The following is a 22,156-nucleotide window of genomic DNA, read 5'->3' on the forward strand; positions in this document are numbered from 1 at the left end:
CAAACTTTTTCTTAAAAAGTGAAGCGGTACCCGAAAGTATATTTGGTTTCGGAAAAGGAAGTGGAGGAAGAACCGGACGATCCCAGATTCGACATACCCGTATTGGAAGGAAGAGCGGACAAGATCATACCGGAACTTTTTCCGTCGGATGCCTTGACCAAATTTCTACCGTATCCTGCCAAAAAATACGCGTCCAAAAGATTCAAAACATAGATGGCGCCCAAAGCATAAAGAGCGTCCTGGTAGTGTTGAAAATCCCGGTCGGCCTCTACGCGTTTCTGGTGGATTAGGTTGTAGTTTTGATCGAAGTAATATTGGCTGATCGGATCCGGAAGGACAGGGGGAGTGTAGAAGGTGGTGACTCCTAACGCACCGCCTAAGAGCGCCGTTTCGGAATACGGATTTCCGATGGTGCCATAGTCCCTCATGGCGTTACGATAGACTCTGTATTTGTCGTAGGAAGCGACAGCCGCAGCCGCCATCAAAGTAGGCCAAAGCACCCCGAACATTTTCCGATCACTATAGAATTGGCCCCAGCCCGGCAGGATCGCGGAGCGGAAAAGCGCCTTTTTCGGGTCGACAGCATCCTGCACCGGAACCTCGGCCTGCCGGCGCTGAACTTCTTCTCTCTTTAATCGTTCCGCTTCTTCCAACTGCTGCTGGACTTGTTGCTTCCGGGCAACTTCACGTAACTGTGCGTCCCTTTTATCGGTCGCGATCTTCTTTTCCTCGGCGATGCGGATTTTTTCCTCTTCGTCGTCGTTAACGTCCTTGTATAGAACCTTGAGTATAAGATTTTTATAAATCGTTCTTTTGCCGGACTCTGTCTGGATGACTACGGTGGATTGGTTTTGAGTAACCATATCCCCTTTTACTTTTCCGCCTTCTCTAAGAAGAATCGTGACCGGAAATACCGCGGCCGGCAATAAAAGCAGGATCAAAAAGAAGACAATTTTTCGAAACGTAATTAAAACCATTCTAAAATCTTGGCAACCGCAGAAGCGCTTCTCGCATTCGGGAACCCCGAATATTGGACGGAAAAAAAATTATTTCCGAACTCTAAATCGCCAATTCCAACCCCATTTTACAAAACAATCGGGCGGCGGACAATGTTCAGATGGACTGAGAGAAAACCTTCGTTTCGGGAACTTTTCTTCTCAAACGCAAATCCAAACCGGTACACGCGTTCCGTAGGAAAGGCTTGCCCAAATCCGTCAGCACTAGGGTGGAGCCTTCCCATCTGATTAGATTATCGTCTTCCATGACGCTCAAATAGAGTTTCACCTCGTCGAAAATCTTTTCCGGAACGGACACACGACCTGCGGTGGAAAGTCTGAGAATCAACTCCCTTTGTTCCAAATCCTCCGGAGTCAGTTTATGTCCTCTTAAAAGTGCGAATCCGTCTTCGTGGATCCTGCGTTGGTACTTTTTCAGGATTTTTTCGTTTTGGTGGAAACAATCCCAGCTATCCGAAATCGCCGACACTCCGAGACCGAGAAGCAAGTCCGTGGGTCTTGTCGTGTACCCCATAAAATTGCGATGCAATGTTTCGTCCAAAGAGGCGGAGTAAAGAGAATCGGATTCAAGGGCAAAATGATCCATTCCGATCTCTTTATACCCCGCATTCAGGAACATCTCCCTTCCGATTTCGTACAATTCCCGTTTTTCGGATCCTTTCGGAAGATCTTCTTCGGTAAAAAGTCTTTGGGCCGCTTTGATCCAAGGGACGTGAGCGTAACTATAAAAAGCGATACGATCCGGGCGCAGTTCCAGAGTCTTGGAAATCGTCGTACGGACACTTTCGCTGGTTTGTCGGGGAAGTCCGTAAATAAGATCGAAATTCACGGAAGTGTATCCTAATTTTCTCGCTCCGTTTGTGATCTTTTCCGTAAGCTCGAAAGGTTGGATTCTGTTGACCAGTCTTTGGACCTCCGGGTCGAAATCCTGAACGCCCAAACTGATTCTTTTGAAACCGAAATCCTTCAACAACTCCAACTGAGTTAGACGCGTGCGTCTAGGATCCACTTCCAATGAAAACTCGGGAGTCGAGGAGACCTTCCAGGATTCCAGAATCGTACTTAATAAAACCTTTAAGTTTTCCTCGGAGAGATAGGTGGGGGAACCCCCGCCTAAATGAAGTTCGCGCAATTCCCTCTTGGTCAATTCGGGAACTTCCCGGGTATAATTGCGGAATTCCTCCAGCAAGGTCGCAATGTACGGTTCCTCGACCGTGTGGTTTTTCGTGATGGAAGTGTTGCATCCGCAAAAAGAACACAAGGTTTCACAAAACGGAATATGCAGATACAACGCAACGGAGGAATCCTCCGGAAGGATCCTTCTACGTATCGCCTCCAACCATTCCGCTCGGGTCGGGTCGGATTCCCAATAAGGAACCGTCGGATAACTGGTATAGCGTGGGGCCGGAACGTCGTATTTTTCTATCAAGTCGATTTGCGATTTCATGCAAACACCTCCCTCACGGTTTTTACAAAGGTTCTTACATTCGCTTCCGGAGTTTTAGGAAGGACCCCGTGACCTAAACCGCAAACCCACCCGGCCCTTTTTTCCGGCGGCAAGTCCAAGAAAGGGCGGAGCCATTCCAAAAGATACGTCCTAAAATCGACAGGATCCAGGAATAACATTGCCTGGTCGAAATTCCCTTGGATGAATTGTCTTCCGTTTCCGAAGAGCTCGGTCAGGTCGATGCGGTGGTCCACGCCGAACCCAAGTAGCCCGGAAAGGGATCGCACCTTATCGAGACTCGGAGAGGGGAGAGCCTTGGCGTAATAGCCGATTTTTCCGGGAAATGCCTGCACCAATTCCTTCAAAGGAGGCAAAATCGCCTCGTCGAAAAATCCCGGAGAAGAATCTCCACCTGCAGTATCGAACACCATCACTACTTCCGCACCGCCCTCTAATTGCAGACGAATATTTTCCTTCAATAAAGGGATGATTTTTTCGTAGAACCCCTGCCTCAAAGATTTAGAGACTTTGGGAAGGACCAAATTTCCGTCGTGTTTTCCCAAGGTCGCATAACAGAAAAGGGTCCAGGCTCCTCCGACGAATCCGATCAAGGACCTGTCTTCCGGAATCCGTTTTCTAGTCAAAGAGACTGCGGTTTTTTGGAATCCCATAAAATCCACTGCCTGCTCCAAAGGATGCATCCGTTTCAGATCTTCCAAACCGCCGAGTTGCCAGCCCAGCTTGGGACCTTCGTCCCCAAACTTTAGACCCATCCCGAGCGCTTCCAACGGAAATAGAATATCGGAAAATAGAATCGCGGTATCAAAACCGAAATCGTCGACCGGACCGAAGGCCACCTCTGCGGCCAACTCGGGGATCTTGCAGAGCTCCTCGAAGCTATGTTTCTTTCTTAAATTCTGGTAATGGGAATGGTAACGGCCCGCCTGCCTCATCATCCAGATCGGCGGAACCGACTGCGGCAGGCAACGAAGCGCATTTTCGAATTTCGGGTTAGGCATCCTGTAAATCTCCGGTCCATTGGTAACCGACGCCTCTTACGGATCGGATCGCGTCTTCGCCTTGGTCTTCGAAGGCTTGTCTAAGACGAACAATGGAATTATCTATAGTTCTGTTCGTGGGGAATTTTTCCTCTCCCCAAAGGCGGTCTAAAATTTCATCTCTGCTCACGGTTCTATGTCTTTCTTGCACCAAGAGATTCAAAAGGGCACAGTCTCTTTTGGAAAGCCGGGTCTCCTCTCCTTTCGGAGAGCGGATCGCATATCCGGAGAAATCGAGCAGGTAACCGCGATAGGAATATCTGGCTTCCCGAAAGGAATGTTTATGAGATTCTAATACGTGTCTCACTCGAATCAAAAGTTCCTTTAGATGGAAAGGCTTCGGAATAAACTCCTCGGCGCCGAGCTCGAACCCCCGCAACCTTTCCGGTGCACCGGAATGGGCCGTAAGAAACAGAAAAGGAGGGCAGTCCTTACGACTCCGCAACTCCGCAGCCAATTCGAACCCGTCTCCGTCAGGCAAACGTACGTCCAATAGCACCAGATCCGGCTTCGCTTCCAAAGCCAATACTTTCGCGGATTGGACGGATACGGTCCAGACGATCTCGTAGCCTTCCTTTTCCAACCTCTCTTTCAGGGTTTCTCCCAAAGAGCGATCGTCTTCCACGAGCAACAGTTTCTCTCTCATTGCGTAGGAACCTTTTTTTCCGTGGAGGGTAGGGTCCATTCCGCGCGGAATCCGTCCGAAAAACCGGGACGCAGTACGAAATTCCCGCTCATCTTTTCGATCAGTTTTTTGACGATGTACAGACCGACTCCGCTTCCGCTGGTGGATGTGTGTCTTACGAAGGGACGTCCTAAGGATCTAGAATCCCCTTTAAATCCGGATCCGTTGTCTTCGAATATGAATTTCACTCTTCCGTTCGGGGCCGCTTCGGAGGAGATATGGACCTCCGTAGCTCGGCCGTGTTGGAGGGAATTTTCCAGAAGATTCCGAAAGACACTTTCCAGAGCCTTGCGATCGGCCCGGACCCGTTTCTCTTTCCAGTCCGTAATCAGTTTTAATTCCGTCCAGTCTTCTCTAAGACTTTGCTCCAGACCGCTTAAATCCGTGTTTTCCAGATACAAACGTTCCGAGCGCATCAAGCTAGCTAGATATAACGCCTTGGTCATCTGGGATTCGATTCTCACCGAATCCTTGAGCAGTCGATGGAGCAATTTGTCCCGGGCGGTTTTGGAACCTTCGTCCAAAAGACTTTCCACTTGAAGACGCAGACTAGCCAACGGAGTTTTGATCTCATGGGTCACGGTGGAAAAGAAGTCGTGGATCAACTTGTTACGCTTGTCTTCGCGGAACGTCAACCAAACGAGGGTAAGCCCTCCGGATACGAGCATGAAAAGGAAGAACGTTCCTTCCAGCTTGATCATCAGACTCTGGCGCTCCAATTTATCCAGGACTTCCGGTTCGGCCTTCTTGCCCAGCCGAGCGGCGAATTCCGTGGCCATTCGATTCTGACGGAGTCCCAAAAAAAGCCACCAAGCCCCGAGAGAGACCGTAATGAGTACCCAGGCTACGGGCAAGACGACTTTTTTGTATTTCCAGAAGGACATGGACTTAAACTTTACTTTTTTTGAATGCCTTTTCCGCCAAATCGAAGGTCCTGTCGAGGATCTCCGGTGTATGGGCAAAACTCGTAAAACCCACCTCGTATCCGGACGGAGCCAAATAAACCCCTTCGGTTAACAATAGATGAAAAACGTTTGCAAAGGCCTCCTTATGGCCGCTCGGGATCGAATCGACCGTCCGAATCGGAGAAGGAGTCGCCCTATGGAACCAAAACAGGGAAGAGTGCGCGGTAAAGGACCAATCGCTATCAGGATCGTATTTTCGGAAGATTGCAAGCATGCCTTCCGTCAATCGTTTCGTCCTCTCTTCCAGAACCGAATAAACGTTTTCCCGTTCGCATTTGACCAGTGTCGCCAAGCCAGCTCTCATTCCGAACGGACTCGCGCTCAAAGTACCCGCTTGGTACACCGGTCCTTGCGGCGCGACCAAATCCAATAGATCCGCGCGACCCGCATAGGCGCCGACGGGAAATCCCCCGCCGATGATTTTTCCGTAAGTGACAAGATCGGGTCGGATTCCCAACTCGCCGCTCATACCTTTTAGACCCACGCGAAACCCGCTGATCACTTCATCAAAGAGAACCAAGGCTCCGTGACTCCGGGCAATCTCTACGATCTTTTGCAGGAATTCCTTCCTCTGCACCAAGAGTCCGTAATTGGCCGGCAAAGGTTCTAGTACTAGGACGGCTATGTTTTTTCCTTCCCTGTCGAATAGATCCACGACGGCGCGCTCGTCGTCCAAAGGAAGAACCAGCGTATTGCCGATCCATTCGGAACCGATGCCCGCGCTATCCGAAGAGGCTTCCCCCGCCAGGCCCGAACCGGCTTTGACCAAAAGAGAATCCAGATGGCCGTGGTAACAACCGTCGAACTTCAGGATTTTGTTCCTTCCCGTCGCCGCTCGAGCGACGCGTAATGCGCTCATTACCGCTTCCGTTCCGCTGTTTACGAAGCGGATTTTTTCCACCCACGGAATCCGGGAGACGATCCACTCGGCGAGTTCGAGAGAGTACGGTTCCGCAGCTCCGAAGCTCCAAGCAAGGGACGCCGTTTCCCGTACGACTTCCTCCACTTCCGGATCCCTGTGACCCAAAAGAAGAGGCCCGAAACTCAGACAATAATCCAGATATTCCTTACCGGAAACGTCGGTTAACAACGGGCCTTTTGCGGCTTGGAAAAAAACAGGAGTTCCTCCTACGGATCGGAAGGAACGGACGGGGGAATGGACTCCGCCGGGAGTCACTTTCTTGGCCCTTAGAAAAAGTTCTTCGGAGCTGCCGTATGATTTCAAGAGAGGATCTCCTTTCCGCGTCTAGCCGCGTACGTGATCAGGTAGGAAGCGCCGGCCCTGGAAAATACCTGCCAGGTTTCCCGCAGTGCATCCTCGAATTTACAAAAACCGCTTTCTGCGAGAAGAGCCAGGGAGGCGTATTCCCCGCTGACTTGGTAAGCTCCGACGGGAAGATCCGTCGCTTCTCGGATCGGACGGATCAGATCTATGGCCGTCATGCCGGGCTTGACCATGAGCAGGTCGGCTCCTTCCTGCGCGTCCCGAAGGGAGGACAGAAGAGAATCCTCCCGGTTACGCACATCGATCTGATAAGAGGAACGATCACCGTGTCCCGGAGTCGACTCTGCCGCCTCTCGGAACGGACCGTAAAAATGACTTTTGAACTTAGTGGAATAGCTCATGACGGGAACGTCCTCGAAACCGTTCGAGTCCAGAATCCTCCGATGACTAGCGACTCTTCCGTCCATCATGTCGGAAGGAGATATTCCATCGGCCCCGGAATTCGCATAACAAAGCGCTATCTCCGAAAGCCTCTTGACGGAACTATCGTTGTCTATCCGACCTTTCTTGTCCAATAGGCCGCAATGACCGTGGGTCGTCAGCGAACACAAGCAGGTATCTATCCAAAGAAAGGCTTCCGGAAATTTCTTTTTGATCCCGCCGATCGCTTCTTCGTAAAACTTAACAGGGATCGAATGATCGGATTTATGCCCCGGGACAAGAAAGAGAAGAAAATGCTCCGTTCCCGCCTTGAGATCGGATTCGATCTGGGACAAGACGGTCTCCTTCGTATCCCGAAACACTCCCGGCAAGGAGGACATGGCTTCGCGATCGGCCAAAGACTCCGCTACAAAAAGCGGTTGTACCAATTTTTTCGGATGGAGAGATTCCGAGGAGATAAGGTTTCTGAGAGTCGGGCTGATCCGATTTCTTCTCAATCCCATTCCGTACGATTCTTTCATTGGGTTCCACTTTCCTTTTTCAGGAACTCCGGAATTTCTCCGACGCAGGCCGTCATCCAGGATTCGTAATTCGGAAACGCGAATATCCTGTCCGGAGTTCCTAAAACATTTCTAATATATGAGTACGTCGAGCCGGCCCCGGTCGCATGGATTTTGTCCGCAATCGAAGGATCCTTTTTATAGGCTCGGGCGAACTGAGAGGCGCTCATCCAGAAAAAATGGGTGTATGCCGAGAGATCCGAAGGTTCTTCTTTCCATTCCACCTTATAGGTAGGTAGCCTTCTCCAAGCTCCTTCTACGATCCCACTTTCCTCATGAGTCAGCTTGATAAAATCCGGTTTCGACCCCGTGAGAACTTCGAGAGACTTCGCATTTTCTTCCCCCAATCCATCCGTGGATGCATGGACCCAAATGTCTCTTTCCGCTAATTTTTCCCAGGTTGTCGTTCCCGCCACGACCAATATCGTTCGGGAATCCGGATTCGGCCAAGTTTCCGGAAACGCGTCCGCTCGAGCTACGAACCAAAATCTGTCGGGAGGGGGAGAAGAGGGGAGGGGAATTCTGACCCTCCCGGAGGCGAATTTTTTTACGGGTAGAATCCGGGAAGAATCGACCGGCTTCGGAAAGTCTTCCACAGGTAGGCGGACGGAAGTATTCAAAACGACACCTGAATCGGTTTTCCCTCTTAAAAATAAAACAGTGCCTGCAAAAGAAGAATAGGCTGCCACGCCGATTTTCTGGTGGCACCCTCCACCGAAACCGGAAAGCAACCTTCTTTCCTCCGCGACATCCGCTTCTTCCTGCGGATCACGCAAAGGCAAAAGGAGTTCACGAACCCTTTCGTCGCCCGCGCGGAACTCTGCAGCGAGCGCGCCCTGTGCCGGAGCATTCGGATTCTTTGATAAAGGAAGGACCATGAACATCTGTTCGTCCAGGATCTTCCTGAGTTGTGTGCGTACCTCGACGTATTCCTCCAGATCGGAAAAGGAAAAGTCCGCGGAAAGCAGTCGGTCCAAAGCCGCCTTGGCGACTACGAGTCCGGAAATGGAAGGATCTTCCATCCACTTCCTCACCCTCGTTTGCACGTTTCCTCTCACGGGATGAAATTGGATCGGCTTTCCTTTGTATCTGGAGGGGAGGGCGGTCGGCAAAAATGCGGAAAGATTGTATTCTCTACGCGGGCTCGAAGAGTGAACGTTCAAGATTTCCGGAGGATTTTCAAAAGAAGATCGCTTCCAAAGCAATACGTCCCTTTGGTCCGCGCGAGGCAAGACCATCATCGTCTCCGTACCGGGATGGCCTTCCAAATCCAAATCCTTATAGGAATGGATGACCAGATCCACGTTTCCGTCCGTCAACTCCCGGGTCAAATCCTGGGTAAACACTCCGCGGGACGCCATCTTCCACAAAGGAGTGACGAGGTCCTGGTCTCCGCTGGCCTCTTTGAAAAAAAGATCCACTTGTAAGTCGGAACGAGATCTCAGCAAGGCGTCGCGTACGAGGCAGGATTGGAGTTTTGCGAGCGAACTTTTTCGGGAGCCGATTCTCAGAACGAAGGACAAGGTAGGTCTTCCCAACCGAATACGAATTGATGCGCTTCTAGTTCTCTTTCTTCCAAAAGATGAGCCAGCACGACGTCCAGCTCTTCTCTCACTCTTTTAGTTCTTTCTTCGGTCTCTTTCAAGGAGGACATCATTTCCGCAAAGGAAATGTAAACGACTCCATCAGGCCAAGAAGTTTCCAAAGGAACTTCCCGGAAATCCAAGACCAAATCTCCAGGACGAAGACGATTTTGCCAGGGACCCATAGGAACCGGAGAGGCGATGACCCAGGCTTCTCCCTGGGGAGACCAATCTTCCCAGAGTTGCGAAGAGACGGAAAAAGAATTCGCAAAAAAATCCAAGCGCTCCGGATTCCGGCCTACGACTTTGACTCGTCTGCCTCCGCTTTTTAACCAGGGAATCATTTTCTCGGCCAATTGCCCCGTTCCCAACAAGGAAATCTCCCGAACGGGAACATTCGAACCGGAAATGTATTTTTGCGCCAATCCACCATAGGACTGCTCGCCTAAATTCTGCAGATAACCGGAGCGGAGAGAACGACAATCTTCGATCAAGTTATCTCTGAGTTTCGCTACGTATTCCCCGAAGGCTGAGTCGGGAAGTTCTTGGAATCTCTGACGGAACTGAGCTAAGACTTCCGTTTCTCCGAACAATTTGGACCTGAGGCCCGAGATAATTTCTAAGAGAAGTCGATAGGCTTCGTACCCTGTCTTTACTTCCCAATTTTGCGGTAAAGAAATCCGTTCCGGATGAATGCGTGAATCGGTCACCCATACGGTTCTCATGCAAGTCTTCCAAGAAAATGCATCGGGCGGCACAAAGCCGTCCCTTTGTCCGAAATCAGAATGAAACACCTTAAGTGTGGACCACATCTCTTCTAAGAGCATACCGAATTCGCAGGCTGTTTTGTCAAAATACTGTCAGCAGATTTCAAAAATATTCTGCTTGCCGCAATTGAGAACCATTTTCAACATGGCCCTATGATCTGGGAACCTCAGATACAAGATTGGATTGTGCACGCAATCGTCGGAGCGACAGCTCTCTATCTTCTTTTTCCTTTTTTATCCACTCTGAAAAGTCTCTTCGGAAAAACTTCCGAGGAAGAAATCCGGTTCGGATGTTACGAAGACGCATGCTCCGCTTGCAGAGTCGTTCCGATCAAAAAAGAAACTCCGTTACGGAAAAGAAAGAATTCCTAATTCCAGAAGAGTCATCGCGATTCCGTCCTCGTCGTTCGAATAACGAGTGTGATACGGAGCGAATTCCTTTAAATACGGTACGGCATTTTTCATCGCAAAGCCGAATCCTGCATGGGACAACATCTCCAAATCATTCTTCTCGTCTCCGAACGCGGCAACTCCGGAAGGGTCGAGTCCGTTCGCTTTCAGAAAAGAGGAAATCGCAGACCATTTAGAGGAATTCTTTTCGAGGATCTCCAAGCAAAAGGATACTCCGTGAATCCGGGTCAAAACCGTCCGAAACTCTGCCGCCTCGGGTAGACCAAGGAGCTTTCTTTCCAATTCTTCCAAGCGAGTCTTGTCTTGGGACAGAAAGCAGGCCACGAGGACCCGATCGCTCCCGTGCAGAAAACAATCTTCCACCACTCTACTTCTCTCGGTATCTCCGCCGGAGTAATTATAAAATCTGGGGTCCGTGATCGGCGACTCCGCCAGAATGTCTATTCCCTCTTCGTAATGGTCCACATGCAGGATGGGATCGAAACCTTCTTTTTTTCCGGAGTCCAAAACCGCGGCAATCGTTTCGGAAGAAAGATAGGTTTCCGAGACCCGAGCTCCCGACGGACTTTCCCTCATGACCTGGCCGTTATTGGAAATCACGAAAAGATCTCCTCTGAATTCGCGAGCAAAGGGCAGGGTGGAGGAGAAACGCCTTCCGGTCGCGATCACCAGGCGCATTCCTTTTTCGAGGGCAGAGTTCAGAACGTACGAGTTTAAACTGGAGATTCTCCCTCGAGAATCCAACAAAGTGCCGTCCAAATCCATGGCGATCGTATGGATTTTGGGAGGAAGGTTCGGGAATATAAGGGTGTTTTTTTCCAAAAGAAATCCGAACGCCGGTCGGCGTTTTTCCATTTTCATCGGAATCCGGCAGGCCTTCCTCCTTTTTTCGTTTCCAAAGCGGCGAAAAATATTTCGCTGGAAACATGAAGATCAGCCTGGCCTATTCTCCTTGTCCGAACGATACGTTCATCTTCTATCATTTGATTTCCGGAAAGACGAAAGCTCCCTTTTCCATCCAAGAGGAACTGCACGATGTGGAGCAACTGAATCGCTTCGCAAAGGAAGGCAAGTTCCACGCCTCCAAACTTTCTTTCGCAGCCTTTTTTCATGTGGCAGACCGATATTCCCTTTTGGATTCGGGAGCGGCGCTCGGCAGAGGTTGCGGGCCCTTGATCGTCTCTAGAAAAGGAGAGGGGAAATCCGATCCTAAAGGAAAAAAAATCCTAGTCCCCGGACTTTGGACCACAGCCAATTTATTGACCCATTTGTATTTGGAAGGGAAGTACGATCCCGTTCCTGTGCGGTACGATTTGATTTTGGACAAGGTAACCAAGGGGGAAGCGGACTTCGGAATCGTCATCCACGAGGAGAGATTCACCTACGAAAAAAGAGGACTGGAAAAGGTCCGAGACCTAGGGGAATGGTGGGAAGAAACCAGCGGTTCCCCGATTCCGTTAGGTTGCATCGCCGTCCGAAAAGAGTTGGGAGAAACATTCCGGGAAGAATTCGACGGTTCCATCAAGGAAAGCCTGGATCTTGCCTATCGGAACAGGGAAAATACGTACGATTATATTTTCAAACACTCCCAAGATACGAGCAGGGAGGTCGTGGACGCACATATCGGACTGTACGTGAACGACTTTACCAGAAGCCTAGGCACAGAAGGAAGAAACGCGATCCGACACCTGCACCAGGAAGCGATCCGAACCGGTCTGGTGCCTTCTTCCCTCGCTCCGCTCTGATCTTTGGCCTAATTTTCCAATTCCCGAACAATGTCGTAACTGGCGTGGGATTGGTTCAAAGTGTACAAATGGATTCCCGGGGAGCCCAAAGAAAGCAATTCCCTGCATTGTCGGACGCTAAAATTCAAACTTCTTCTGTAGAATTCCTCGGGACGATTGCGGACTTCCTCCAGATCGGAAAGGAGTTCCGCAGGAAATTCGCAGGCAGCCATGGCGCGAAATCGTTCGATTTGGGAAAAGGAAGTAATCGGCATGATCCCCGGAATCACGGGAACGGAGATCCCTTTCTTACGTACCAAACCGAGAAAGGATTCGAAAATCTCGTTTTTAAAAAACAATTGGGAAACCAAATAGGAAGCCCCTGCGTCCACTTTCTTTTTGAGATTGTCTACGTCCTCTTCCAAACTCCGAGCCTGCGGATGTTTTTCGGGATAACAAGCTCCTCCGATGCAAAAGTCGAAGCCTTCGGATTTGATGAATGAAATCAACTCGCTCGCATGTCCGAAACCGCCTTCGGCCTTCTGAAACTCTCCCTGACCCTTTGGAGGATCTCCCCGTAATGCCATCAGGTTCCGGATTCCGGAAGCATAAATTTCTCCTAAAATAGATCGGATCTCTTCCCGGTTCCCGCCGACGCAGGTAAAATGGGCTGCAGCCGGAACATCGAATTGTTTGGCCAAATCGGAAGTCAGTCGGATGGTCTTATCCCGAGTGGAACCTCCGGCTCCGTATGTAACCGTAATGTACCCTGGCTGGAGACGGGAGAGTTCCCTCAAAGTTTCCGTCAATTTGCCTTCTCCCTCATCCGTTTTCGGAGGGAAGAACTCGAAAGAGTACACTGGTCCCTTAGCATTATTATAAATTTCTAGGATCTTTTTCATATTTTCCTTATCTGCGAATCCGCAATCCGCGAGTATATCAGCCGCAGCTCAAAAGAACGGGAATCAATCCCCGTCCACTTTTTTGGGAACCGAGAGCCTTTCCGACCAAGGAGCCCGGTTTTAAATTTTCGGAAGCGACCTTGACCGCATGGCCTCCCGTCAACCCTGCCACTAAAAGATCTCCCGGATGGATCGGATGGGACTGGGCTTCCACGCAAGCGGGAACCACGCCTGAAATCGCGACCAACCATTGCCCTTCTACGTGGGGTTTTTCTCCCAGAACTAACGCCGCCGACTTTACGGCAACACCGACTACGTTTGTCGCGTTCGGGTTCTTGGATTTATGAAGACGACCGTCCTCTCCCATGACCAACCAATCCCCTTCGCCGATGACGTCGGAAGATTGGACCGGAAAAAATCTTGCGATACAATCGATTCCGTTTCCGGTCTGCATGTACACGGTGCCAATAAAATCGGATTCTCCTTCCGCCAAGACCGCTCTTCCGGAGCCAGTCTCGTTCAAAGACGGAATCCCTTTTCCGCTGGCATACACCGCATACCCCGATCGGGAATGAAACCATCCTCCGAAGCCTCTTTTTGCAAGACCCAGAACACCTGCCGATTCCCGGTCACCGGAAGAACTATCTCCCCGAGCTCCGAACTTTTCTCCGTAGGCAAGAACACCGATGTTCCGTCCCGCGCCGACGATTCCGGATCCTTTCTCGCTCTCGTTTCTGGCATAGACTACGCCGTTATTTTCCGGAGGAGGGGAAATATTCAGATACGAAGCTTCCACGGAACCTTTTAATCTGAGAAATCCCGAATGGGAATTGAAGTCGTGCTCGATCGGAGCGTACTCGTGGGAATGAGGTTTCGGGTCTCTGGAATCGGACAAGCGAGGATCGTCGGAGGAAATCACATGGTTCGGGATGGATTTTCCTTTAGGAGCGATCGATACGATTCCCGGATATTCCGTACTGGCGGATCTCAATCTTTCGTCATTTCCTTGGACAACCACTCCTTCTTTGCTCTCTCCGGAGCGAGCCAACTGTACAATCCCGAAGGATTGAGCGGTGGCCAATTTTAGGCGCTTATCATTTCCCTGGATGGCCGCTTCCGCAGCCTCTTCTCCGCTGGCGGCAAATCTGAGCACCCCGGGGGATTGGGTGGTAGCGGCACGCAGCCTAGGATCATCGGAAGTGACTACTTTTCCAGGACTCGCTTCTCCCGGAGGAGAAAGTTGGACCAACCCGAATCTCTCGAAATTCGCGTGCTTGAGCCTGTCATCGTTCCCCTGGACCGCGACCCCTTCCTTGGTCTCTCCGTTTTCGGCGAGTTCCACAATTCCCGGAGATTGTGTAGAGGAAAGCTTCAGTCTATCGTCATTCCCTTGGACAACTCGACCTGCCCTAGTTTCGGCATTCATCGCGAGTCTCACCAAACCGAAGGAAGTTTCCGTAGAGTGCTTGAGCCTTCTGTCGTTTCCTTGGACGACCACTCCTTCCTTTTCCTCTCCGTCCGAAGCAAGCTCCACGATTCCTTTGTATTCGGTGGAAGAATCCCTAAGCCTTCTGTCATTCGCCTGAACTGCGGCACCTTCCGAGGTTTCTCCATCCACTGCCAAACGGACAAGTCCGGAGCGAAGCACAGTCGCATACGGAAGGGGCTCCGCAGTCGGCTTTTGCGTAAGATCGCTTAGGTACGGAGAAGCGTATAGTTCGACTTCCGCAATCCGAGTAGAATATTTTTCCTGTCCTGCGGCCTTAACGGGGCGGGAGACGAATTTCAAAAACCGGATGTTTGTGGGCAAAAACCGCCACTGGTACCAAACTCCCGGCTCCGAAAGAAATTGGTTCTCTTCCAAAAGCTGGTTCCAGGTAAGATCGTCTTCACTATAATACACCGTAAAAACTTCGGGAAAAAGGGTAGGAATGGTTTTGGGCGAAAGTAGACGAAGTTCGTTTACCCGACTGATGGAGCCTAAATCCACCAGAAAGAATTCCTCTTTCGGTTGCCCGGATTCATGGGAAGCCCATCCGTAATCCGGACGTTCATCGATCAGATTTTCTTTTACCCAGAGCCTGTCCTGCTCAGAGCTTACTTCCACCTGAACGATTCCGGAAATCCCCACCTCTAAATCTGCGATGGCGACCTTCCATTTTCCCCCTTCTTTTTCGGAGACCTTGCTTACGAATTTCAGATAATTCGCACGAACAAGAGAGAAATTCCACTGGCCGAATTTTCGATTGGAACGCCGAAAACCGGTTTCCTGTAAAATCGGCTCCCAAACTTTTCCATCCAGAGAAACTTCGAATCGAAACGTATCCGGAAAGAAAGAAGCCTGAGGGTCCGAGGTATGCAACTTAATTTGATTAAAACTAGACCCTTCCGCCAAAGCAAGAGTCAAAATCCCTATTCCTGGCGTGTCCAAACTTTCGGAATATCCCCGAAGTTTTCCTTCTTTCAAGTCAAAGGATCCTTTTGTCCGAACTTCTCGGATTTTTACTGGCTGAGGGTGACTGATTCGGATGGAATCTTGGTTCATACGGGTTTAAGTTGGTCCTTCAAATTTGCCGAAATTCTTCCTCCTGCAATCGCAGAAAGTAGATTCGGAATGTCTTTTTTAAACTGAAGCATAAGCTCGAATGGCAAAACGTTCGTTTTCATACTCTCGTACGATTCTCCTCGTGCTTTGCCGAAAATATAACCAGTATCGATGGGTGGATTGTGTCTGTGAAGTACTTTGTAACGATAGCCCTCAAGGAGGAGGGCACAGGATCCAATAACAGAAGGGTTCTTCCGTCCGGCTCCACTCGGATATTTCTCAACACGGCCACGCTAGAAGGGGAAAGGAGCCCAGCACACCAATCTAGAAATCCTTGCCAAGATGCCTCGTAGTGTCTGGAAGTAGGCTCCACCCTTTCTCCAGATCGCTCCGAGTTGTGCTCAAAATTCGGCTGTTTTTGAGAAGCAGATAGGTTCCTGCAAATCCCTCGAAGATAGTACAGATTCCTCTCCTGGTTTTGGGCCTTTGCGATTTCCATGGCTTCCGATAGAATGGCAGGCCCGTATTCAGAAGAAAGGGTATCTAAAGACAATTTCTGCGTGTCTTTCCGCGGATTTGGTTTTTGGTTCTGGGTATTGTGAATGGTTATATTTATATTGTTTGGGGATACTGCCGGAACCCCCTCGGCCGGGGAAACGCCACCCCCTGAGAGATCCCGATCCACCCCCCTGGGGTTTCCAAAAATACCCCCCTGGGGTGGAATTTTAGAACCGGGAAAATGAAAGCAGAAATAATACATCGTATTCTTATGCCCTGTGCCGGGAACAAACTGGAGTAGGCCGGCCTTTACCAGGTCTCTTTTTCCTTCATTGATCGACTTTTTGGTTTTTAGTCCAGTGAGCTTGAGCAGGATTTCATTACTAGGCCATACGGGCTTAAAGGTATGATCGCTAAATTTAAGCAGAACTAGGTATAAGGTCTTTGCCGCGGAAGAAAGCCGTGCCCAAACACCGGAATCGATGATTTCAGAAAGGAATTTGATGTATGGAGTATGCTCTCCCATGCCACGGATCCTTTTTGCCCCCGAGAGCAAAAAATTAATTTTAAGCAAAAAATCCGAAGGGAGTTGACATTATCCGACATAGGAATCATTATGTCTCATCCAACAACATTCCTTCGGGAAGGTCCGGCCCCTGGAATTCTCCAGGGGAGTTTTTTATTTCCGGACAACAGAATATAGAGAACCCTTTCTCCCTTCGGGATGGAAGAAAAGTACTACATTTCCGTTTAGAATATTATGTCACATAATATTTCGCTTTTTTTCTCTGTCAATCCCATTGGCTAGTTTTGATTGTTTTCAGTAAAAATCTTTTGCTAAGTACTTGTTTGTACTTATATTTCGCTTAACAATATATGTTAAGGAATTTGAATTTTAAGAGATCGGATTCCGATTAAGGAGATTTGCCGAATTTTTTCGGGATCTCTTTTCTTACGAATTTATAAAGCTCTTGTAAAAACGCTTCGTCTTCGCAGGAAAGTAGGATGGAATTCCCTTTTTTGGTCAATTTGTACGGGTAGATAGAAATTTCTTGGTTCTTATGCGAAATTGTGGATGTGTCGGAGGGGAAGAGGGTGTCTTCTGCCCGGTTAAAGGACTTGGCGTCCTTGACGGTCTTTAGTTCCCCGGCTCCGAATTTTTGTATAAAATCCTGGAAGGTGCCTTTTTTGGAGGCAGCGGCCGCTTGGACGAGCAGGTTTTTCGTTTCAACGCCCACATCTTTGCAAGCTTTCAATTCTTCCTTGGTTAAACCGGCGATACCGAGCAATTCCGTCATGTAGCTTCTGCTTTTTCCGAATAAGTTACCAAGTTCTAGATCCGTATAAGAGAAGGTGATTTTCAGATGGCTCATTGCCTCAATCTCTTCATACGGAGATAAGTTTTCCCTCTGTAAATTCTCGATGATCGCAAGTCGAAACGTTTCCTTTGCGTCCCGGTCCAAGATTTTGCATTCCACTTCCGTCCAATTTAAGAGAGAGGCGGCGTGGTATCTCCTTTCTCCCGCTATGATCGTGTAAAATTCTTCGTTTGATTGTTTTGTAACTAGTATGGGCTGGAGGAGTCCGTCCTTTTGCAAGCTCTGGGCGAGTTCTTCGATCCCTTTCTTTCTTTCTTGCCTGGGCTGGTTTTCCGAAGGGCGGATTTTTTCTAAACGGATTTTGCGGATCGTGCCCTCTAGTTTTTCTGCCTGGAAGACATCGGCCAGAGAACCTAACCGTTTACTTTTTGAGCTCATTTAGGAACTCCTCTACAAAGCCTTCGTATTCTTGGGCTTGCCGACTGGATTTATTGTAGTCGTAGACCGATTTTTTGGCCAGATGCGATTCTCCTACCGCGACTCCGTCCGAGATGCTATTTTCAAAAATCCTAAAATATTTTGTAAGCACGGGAATGATGGTCTTTGTTAAAAGTGTTTGAGGCTTGAGCTGGGTGACTAAGGCGCCTAGAATTTCTAACCCGGGATTGATCCTTTTTTTGATACTGTTGATCGTCTGCTGCAAACCGAGGATTCCATCTACGGAAAATTTTTCCGCCTGTAAAGGTATGATCACATAATTTGAAGCCACGAGGGCATTGATCGTAAAGATGGAAAGACTGGGAGGGCAGTCTATGATGCAAAAATCTATCTCCTTTTCCAGGTCCGATAGAGCGTCCCTGAGTATGTAAGGGGCGTCGACAATTGCGGCAACTGTCTCCGCTTCCGCCAGAGTCAACTTGGAGGGAGCTATGCTAAGGTTGTCTACGTGAGTGGGAACGATTACATCCCGCACTTTTGCTTTCGATTGAAAAATGTTGTGCATGGACTTTTCCAAGTTGTCCGGGTTCAAAAAAATACCCGTGGAATTTGCCTGCGGATCAATGTCTATGATCAGGGTTTTTTTTCCTCGGCGGGCTAGCCCCCATGCTAGATTCAGGGAGGTGGTGGTTTTGCCTTCCCCTCCTTTTTGATTGGCTATAGATACTACGATCATTCTGGTCCCTTGTATTTCAATTGTCGGATGTCCGACATCCTAACCTTTACGAGAGGTAAATTTCTTTCTAACGAATCGACTTTTATTAGGAAAAATCTTATGCGAACGTAAAATTGGGGCTCAGGCAACGGAATTTTCCTGGGCTCAGTTTCCCATTGGTAAGAAGGGCAGAGTGGATTCAACACATTCTCCGAAAAAAAGATTTTTCGGACCGGCGACAAAAATATGAGGCCCTTGATTTTTATCTCCGATGTCGGACGTCCGACGTAATCGATTTGATCGGTACATGGTTGACGCCATGCTTAATTTTAAACAATCTTCCAACATGGAGCCCAGTGTTCGGGATTTAATTTATGGAAGCATTTCTGCAGAAGAGCTTCGCTTTTTACTCCCGGAGACTTTTCCGTATTTGCTGCAGGTTTTAAAAGGAGAAGTGGGCCTTTTGGTCCTTGCCTCCGATCTTGAGCCAGGGTCCTTAGAAGAGGTCGCATCCTTGGGGTACGGAGAGGAAGGTTTTTTCTATACTTTCTTGTCCAGGGGCTCCGAGGTCCGGCAGTCTTTAGAATCGGAGAGATCTCCATTTTTTCTTACGAAAGACCAAGCTTCCGGTTTGTATAAGAGTGGATCCGAAGGATGTTTGCTTTCCGGAATTTATTTGGATGAAAAGCTCCAAGGATTTTTATTGATCGAACTCTCCTCTCCTCCTGAGCCTTGGCAGACCATGCTCTTGGCCCTTCTTTGTCAAAATATCGCTCGGTCATTCAGGAGCGAAAAAAAAGAGGCGTCTGCCGGTTTTGCCCCTTCTCGCGAAGCTACGGAAGAAAGATGGAGCTGCATGGGGAAATTGCTATTTCGAATGAGCGGAGGGGGAAAGTCGGTTCTAGACAATTATCGCAAATTGGGCATGTTAAAAATCCGTGGACCCAGAAGTTCCGGTAAAAAGACTTTGGCCAAATGGTTGCACCGAAACGAATCCGCGGACCGGGGATTTTTGGTGATTGGGGTGCTTCCGGAGCAAGCCGGGAAATTGGAAAAGTCACTGGAAGAATGGGAAACCATGGTCCAAGGAGGGACCCTCATTTTTGAGAAAATCCAGGAGTATTCGGCCCTGCAGCAAAAATTATTATATGAATATTCGATTGCAGAAAGAAGTCGGCCTCGGCTTGTCTTTTTGGAAAATTCGGAAATTTCTCCCAAGGAAGAGCTCGTTTTTTTTCGATCATTCTTAGAGTCCAATTTTATAGAATTACCCATCTGGAGCAATTGGCCCAAAGAGGATAGAGAAGAAATGGTAACCCTTTTTTTTGAAGAGGCCAAGGAGGCGCAAGGGCGTCGAGATCTGGTCTTATCTAAGGAAGCTAGGACTCATTTGGTTCACCCGGAAATGAATCGAAATTTAGAGGACCTTAGGAATCTAATAGAGGAAGGAGTTTTGCATACTTCTGGGAGAGAACTTTTAGGGTTTTCAGAGACCATCAGTCGCCCTCAAGGAGTCTCCATTCCGGATGCAGACGATTTGGATTTAAGGAAGGCCGTTGAGGCATTGGAGAGGCAAAAAATTCTTTTGGCTTATAAGTTATTCGGCGGAAACCAGATCCGCATGTCTAAGGCGCTCGGGATATCCAGGGGCTCCCTTCAGTACAAATTAAAAAATCTGGGACTGGGGTAAAATTTTGGAATTAGATACCTTATACGAAGAAAGAAAGACGCCCGGCGGATTTCTTGTAAAGGTCCGGCTGGCAAAAATGACCTACGTCGTATTTACCTCCAAGGGTCCGGAAGTTCCCAAGGGGGCAAAAAATCAATCGATCGTAGTTCCGGTTCCTAGGGTCGCTTTTTTGGGGGATGAATTCGACCTCTCCCATTTCCGCTTAGGAGAGCTCAGCTTTGTGAATGTTCGGCAAGGAAAAATGGTCATTCCCTACCAGCACGCTAGTTCTGGCAACGAGGTCCGTACCATATTTCTGAATAGCGGAAGTGAATGCGATATCCTTCCTGTTATTATTTTCCACTACCGGGAAAGCGAAGATTTTTTGCGCGCAAAGGAAGAAGGAGTCGAGCTTCACCATTTGGTTTTGGACGAAGAATTTCCCCGTCAGGATTTAGTGACTCTTAAGATCAGATTTCCCGCTTTGAACATGCTGATCATCAAGAGAAAAGTGGCACAGAAACTGGAAGCGCCGGGCGGGATCATGCCTGGCAAAGAGGAGCTGGAAAGAAGTCTTAGGGAAGAATCCAGTATCGTAGACTTTAATAAGGTTCGGGCTACGGATCTCTTGGAAAAAGGGAATCTGAATATGCACTCCACCAATCCGGTATTCTTGGCCAGAGTGCATCTCCGAAAACTGGAGCTGGAAAAAGTAAAACAATTGCTCCTGGATTTTTCTCTCCGTCCGGAAGAGGTGATTTTTATCCGCACCTTTTTGGGAGTTATGATTCGCAACGAGGAAAATAAGGAAGAGCTGAAGGCCTGGCAGCTTAAATTAAAAAATCTTGATGAAGGCTTCCGGTTGGTCGGCATGATTCTGGAAATGAAAGAGGTCGAATTCGAATCGGAACTGGACAAAGGCTTTTCCCGGGACATTGCGAGTATGGTTTATGCGCTCTTAGAAAAAGAGCAGGGAGAGGTCGGGTCGAAAGAACAGGAAATCGTCCTTTGGGAATGGAAACTTAGGACCAAGAGGCTCTTCCGAAAATCTGCCTAATTTTTCCGAAAAACGGCAAAAAATGCTTCCTTTTCTGACAAAAAGGGCTAATTTCTTCCTAGATTCGTATGTTTTTTGGGTTGAGACAGGGAAAATTGGCACATTTTTTGCTTATTGCGCTGTTTGGCGTAGTGAGCTTTCCTGTCTTCGCCTCTGAGGAAATTTCAGAAGAAAAAAGATCCGAAGCTTCTTTTTCGATTTCGCATTCGGAAATTTCTTCGAATTCTGCAATCATTCATCAAGCCGAAGTGGATTCCGTTTTGGCGGAAGGCATTTCCTATTCCGAACAAGAGAGGCTTTCGGATTTCCCCGATCTGGAAAATATTGTCCGACCATCTTCTCGGGATTCCCAAAAAAAGACCGCGTCTCTAGAGGTGAAAAAAATTTCCTCCAAGTCCTCTCGGATCCTGGGATGCTCTCCTTCCGTTTTGAGAGATGGAGTCGATTTGCGGACCGTTGCTTTTTCCGATCTCTCTCTTCCCGGTTCCCATGTTGATTCGATTCGCTCGAAATTCTTCGAGCCTAAGATGCGGTCTTTGGTGGCAACCTTTTCGGCTTCCGGATCGGATCGTCTGCATGTCGGTGAGGATTCCTTTTCGGGTCTATCCACGTCTTTAGGATCTACTTGCGCGCCCCTATTCTCCCGCCAAATTTCCGAATCCGAGGATGAGAAGATGTTCGTTCTTTCGGATCTGGAGTATGGCTTAGGAGAAGAGCTGGGTGTTTCTCTCCCTTCGGCTGAAAACATCTCCGTAGAAATGTGCTCCTTCTTACTTTTCCCCGCGAGCGGAACCTTGCTCTTGGAGTCGTCCAGAGCGAAGATCTCTGTTCTGCCTAAAAGTGCAGGGGTGCAAAGAGTGATGGCGTCGGAATTCTCCCTGTCGGAACGATTTGCGAAAGGGAGAAAGAAACAAGGATTCCCCGCTGGGCTTGGGTTTTCAGTTAGGGAGAGCAAGGCAGAAGAATTGCTATCTATGCGGGGAGTGCTGCTCCAGCGGAGACCTCACTTTCTCCCGGGATTTTCGTTCCGACAAACTCTCTGAAGTCGGAGCTTTTTCTAACCTTTTACACAAGACTGCATCGATCACAAATGCACTAAAATTCTAGAAATTCTTGTGATTTCTGACTCCT

Annotated in this window: 21 protein-coding genes; 5 read left to right on the plus strand and 16 right to left on the minus strand. The window is 48.9% G+C overall.

The features are described 5' to 3' along the window. Positions 1 to 11 precede the first annotated feature (11 nt). From EHO60_RS12245 to EHO60_RS12285, 9 genes are all read right to left on the minus strand, one after another. On the minus strand, positions 12 to 941 hold the full coding sequence (locus tag EHO60_RS12245) for an LA_0442/LA_0875 N-terminal domain-containing protein (RefSeq protein ID WP_246028297.1): 930 nt from the start codon (positions 939 to 941) through the stop codon (positions 12 to 14). Positions 942 to 1,113: 172 nt separating this feature from the next. Continuing rightward, positions 1,114 to 2,463 (minus strand): oxygen-independent coproporphyrinogen III oxidase, encoded by a 1,350-nt coding sequence (hemN, locus tag EHO60_RS12250; protein WP_135768498.1) that lies wholly within the window; start codon positions 2,461 to 2,463, stop codon positions 1,114 to 1,116. Further along, positions 2,460 to 3,482 carry a uroporphyrinogen decarboxylase family protein gene (locus EHO60_RS12255; protein ID WP_135768499.1) on the minus strand — a complete coding sequence of 341 codons (1,023 nt, stop codon included), beginning with the start codon at positions 3,480 to 3,482 and terminating at the stop codon, positions 2,460 to 2,462. Before EHO60_RS12255 ends, hemN begins: the two co-directional genes overlap by 4 nt. Continuing rightward, complete coding sequence (locus tag EHO60_RS12260) at positions 3,475 to 4,167, minus strand: response regulator transcription factor (protein WP_135768500.1); 693 nt, start codon at positions 4,165 to 4,167, stop codon at positions 3,475 to 3,477. The genes EHO60_RS12255 and EHO60_RS12260 overlap by 8 nt, the downstream gene beginning before the upstream one ends. Then, the gene (locus EHO60_RS12265) at positions 4,164 to 5,090 is read right to left on the minus strand and encodes a sensor histidine kinase (protein WP_135768501.1); all 927 of its coding nucleotides are present in this window, start codon (positions 5,088 to 5,090) and stop codon (positions 4,164 to 4,166) included. Before EHO60_RS12265 ends, EHO60_RS12260 begins: the two co-directional genes overlap by 4 nt. A 4-nt stretch (positions 5,091 to 5,094) precedes the next feature. After that, the gene (gene hemL / locus EHO60_RS12270) at positions 5,095 to 6,396 is read right to left on the minus strand and encodes a glutamate-1-semialdehyde 2,1-aminomutase (RefSeq protein WP_135768502.1); all 1,302 of its coding nucleotides are present in this window, start codon (positions 6,394 to 6,396) and stop codon (positions 5,095 to 5,097) included. Beyond that, a complete protein-coding gene (hemB, locus tag EHO60_RS12275) occupies positions 6,393 to 7,340 on the minus strand; it encodes a porphobilinogen synthase (protein WP_167880225.1) in 948 nt (315 codons plus the stop codon). The genes hemL and hemB overlap by 4 nt, the downstream gene beginning before the upstream one ends. Positions 7,341 to 7,354: 14 nt before the next feature. Next, complete coding sequence (locus EHO60_RS12280; protein WP_135768504.1) at positions 7,355 to 8,920, minus strand: hydroxymethylbilane synthase; 1,566 nt, start codon at positions 8,918 to 8,920, stop codon at positions 7,355 to 7,357. Beyond that, the gene (locus EHO60_RS12285; protein ID WP_167880226.1) at positions 8,905 to 9,792 is read right to left on the minus strand and encodes a glutamyl-tRNA reductase; all 888 of its coding nucleotides are present in this window, start codon (positions 9,790 to 9,792) and stop codon (positions 8,905 to 8,907) included. Before EHO60_RS12285 ends, EHO60_RS12280 begins: the two co-directional genes overlap by 16 nt. Positions 9,793 to 9,933: 141 nt before the next feature. On the opposite strand from EHO60_RS12285, the gene EHO60_RS12290 reads away from it, so the two are divergent. Then, entirely contained in the window at positions 9,934 to 10,119 is a 186-nt protein-coding gene (locus EHO60_RS12290; protein ID WP_246028298.1) for a hypothetical protein, read from the plus strand. Here EHO60_RS12290 and EHO60_RS12295 read toward each other — a convergent pair. Then, entirely contained in the window at positions 10,096 to 10,923 is an 828-nt protein-coding gene (locus EHO60_RS12295) for an HAD family hydrolase (RefSeq protein WP_135768763.1), read from the minus strand. The genes EHO60_RS12290 and EHO60_RS12295 overlap by 24 nt on opposite strands. Before the next feature lie 161 nt (positions 10,924 to 11,084). Between EHO60_RS12295 and EHO60_RS12300 the strand changes: the two genes are divergently transcribed. Then, positions 11,085 to 11,903, plus strand: coding sequence for a 1,4-dihydroxy-6-naphtoate synthase (locus EHO60_RS12300; protein WP_135768506.1), 819 nt, complete (start codon positions 11,085 to 11,087; stop codon positions 11,901 to 11,903). 8 nt (positions 11,904 to 11,911) lie between these two features. Here the strand turns inward: EHO60_RS12300 and metF are convergent, their stop codons facing one another. The 6 genes from metF to EHO60_RS12325 form a co-directional block, all read right to left on the minus strand. Next, positions 11,912 to 12,784: a methylenetetrahydrofolate reductase [NAD(P)H] gene (metF, locus tag EHO60_RS12305; RefSeq protein ID WP_135768507.1), complete on the minus strand. Its 873-nt coding sequence runs from the start codon at positions 12,782 to 12,784 to the stop codon at positions 11,912 to 11,914. A 37-nt stretch (positions 12,785 to 12,821) separates the two neighbouring features. Next, positions 12,822 to 15,329, minus strand: a complete 2,508-nt coding sequence (locus tag EHO60_RS12310) for a discoidin domain-containing protein (RefSeq protein ID WP_135768508.1) — start codon at positions 15,327 to 15,329, stop codon at positions 12,822 to 12,824. Continuing rightward, entirely contained in the window at positions 15,326 to 15,451 is a 126-nt protein-coding gene (locus EHO60_RS17325) for a hypothetical protein (RefSeq protein WP_281283057.1), read from the minus strand. The genes EHO60_RS12310 and EHO60_RS17325 overlap by 4 nt, the downstream gene beginning before the upstream one ends. Beyond that, positions 15,448 to 16,353: a helix-turn-helix domain-containing protein gene (locus EHO60_RS12315; protein WP_135768509.1), complete on the minus strand. Its 906-nt coding sequence runs from the start codon at positions 16,351 to 16,353 to the stop codon at positions 15,448 to 15,450. Before EHO60_RS12315 ends, EHO60_RS17325 begins: the two co-directional genes overlap by 4 nt. Before the next feature lie 388 nt (positions 16,354 to 16,741). After that, complete coding sequence (locus tag EHO60_RS12320) at positions 16,742 to 17,584, minus strand: ParB/RepB/Spo0J family partition protein (RefSeq protein WP_135768510.1); 843 nt, start codon at positions 17,582 to 17,584, stop codon at positions 16,742 to 16,744. Beyond that, positions 17,568 to 18,320 carry a ParA family protein gene (locus tag EHO60_RS12325; RefSeq protein WP_135768511.1) on the minus strand — a complete coding sequence of 251 codons (753 nt, stop codon included), beginning with the start codon at positions 18,318 to 18,320 and terminating at the stop codon, positions 17,568 to 17,570. Before EHO60_RS12325 ends, EHO60_RS12320 begins: the two co-directional genes overlap by 17 nt. Positions 18,321 to 18,618: 298 nt before the next feature. On the opposite strand from EHO60_RS12325, the gene EHO60_RS12330 reads away from it, so the two are divergent. The 3 genes from EHO60_RS12330 to EHO60_RS12340 all read left to right on the plus strand — a co-directional run bounded on the left by EHO60_RS12330 (position 18,619) and on the right by EHO60_RS12340 (position 22,068). Beyond that, positions 18,619 to 19,989, plus strand: coding sequence for a helix-turn-helix domain-containing protein (locus tag EHO60_RS12330; protein ID WP_210409369.1), 1,371 nt, complete (start codon positions 18,619 to 18,621; stop codon positions 19,987 to 19,989). A gap of 4 nt (positions 19,990 to 19,993) precedes the next feature. Next, a complete protein-coding gene (locus EHO60_RS12335) occupies positions 19,994 to 21,025 on the plus strand; it encodes a hypothetical protein (protein WP_135768512.1) in 1,032 nt (343 codons plus the stop codon). A 260-nt stretch (positions 21,026 to 21,285) separates the two neighbouring features. Beyond that, positions 21,286 to 22,068: a hypothetical protein gene (locus EHO60_RS12340; RefSeq protein WP_167880215.1), complete on the plus strand. Its 783-nt coding sequence runs from the start codon at positions 21,286 to 21,288 to the stop codon at positions 22,066 to 22,068. The last annotated feature ends 88 nt before the right edge of the window (positions 22,069 to 22,156 follow it).

This window comes from Leptospira fletcheri (assembly GCF_004769195.1).
Classification (GTDB): Bacteria; Spirochaetota; Leptospiria; order Leptospirales; family Leptospiraceae; genus Leptospira_B; species Leptospira_B fletcheri.

What these genes read in the sequence shown, in the direction of transcription:
- hemN (WP_135768498.1), bottom strand. Translation starts at nt 2,463, where the DNA reads ATGAAATCGCAAATCGACTTGATAGAAAAATACGACGTTCCGGCCCCA.
- EHO60_RS12255 (WP_135768499.1), bottom strand. Translation starts at nt 3,482, where the DNA reads ATGCCTAACCCGAAATTCGAAAATGCGCTTCGTTGCCTGCCGCAGTCG.
- EHO60_RS12260 (WP_135768500.1), bottom strand. Translation starts at nt 4,167, where the DNA reads ATGAGAGAGAAACTGTTGCTCGTGGAAGACGATCGCTCTTTGGGAGAA.
- EHO60_RS12265 (WP_135768501.1), bottom strand. Translation starts at nt 5,090, where the DNA reads ATGTCCTTCTGGAAATACAAAAAAGTCGTCTTGCCCGTAGCCTGGGTA.
- hemB (WP_167880225.1), bottom strand. Translation starts at nt 7,340, where the DNA reads ATGGGATTGAGAAGAAATCGGATCAGCCCGACTCTCAGAAACCTTATC.
- EHO60_RS12285 (WP_167880226.1), bottom strand. Translation starts at nt 9,792, where the DNA reads ATGTGGTCCACACTTAAGGTGTTTCATTCTGATTTCGGACAAAGGGAC.
- EHO60_RS12295 (WP_135768763.1), bottom strand. Translation starts at nt 10,923, where the DNA reads ATGGATTTGGACGGCACTTTGTTGGATTCTCGAGGGAGAATCTCCAGT.
- EHO60_RS12300 (WP_135768506.1), top strand. Translation starts at nt 11,085, where the DNA reads ATGAAGATCAGCCTGGCCTATTCTCCTTGTCCGAACGATACGTTCATC.
- metF (WP_135768507.1), bottom strand. Translation starts at nt 12,784, where the DNA reads ATGAAAAAGATCCTAGAAATTTATAATAATGCTAAGGGACCAGTGTAC.
- EHO60_RS12310 (WP_135768508.1), bottom strand. Translation starts at nt 15,329, where the DNA reads ATGAACCAAGATTCCATCCGAATCAGTCACCCTCAGCCAGTAAAAATC.
- EHO60_RS17325 (WP_281283057.1), bottom strand. Translation starts at nt 15,451, where the DNA reads ATGAAAACGAACGTTTTGCCATTCGAGCTTATGCTTCAGTTTAAAAAA.
- EHO60_RS12315 (WP_135768509.1), bottom strand. Translation starts at nt 16,353, where the DNA reads ATGGGAGAGCATACTCCATACATCAAATTCCTTTCTGAAATCATCGAT.
- EHO60_RS12320 (WP_135768510.1), bottom strand. Translation starts at nt 17,584, where the DNA reads ATGAGCTCAAAAAGTAAACGGTTAGGTTCTCTGGCCGATGTCTTCCAG.
- EHO60_RS12325 (WP_135768511.1), bottom strand. Translation starts at nt 18,320, where the DNA reads ATGATCGTAGTATCTATAGCCAATCAAAAAGGAGGGGAAGGCAAAACC.
- EHO60_RS12330 (WP_210409369.1), top strand. Translation starts at nt 18,619, where the DNA reads ATGCTTAATTTTAAACAATCTTCCAACATGGAGCCCAGTGTTCGGGAT.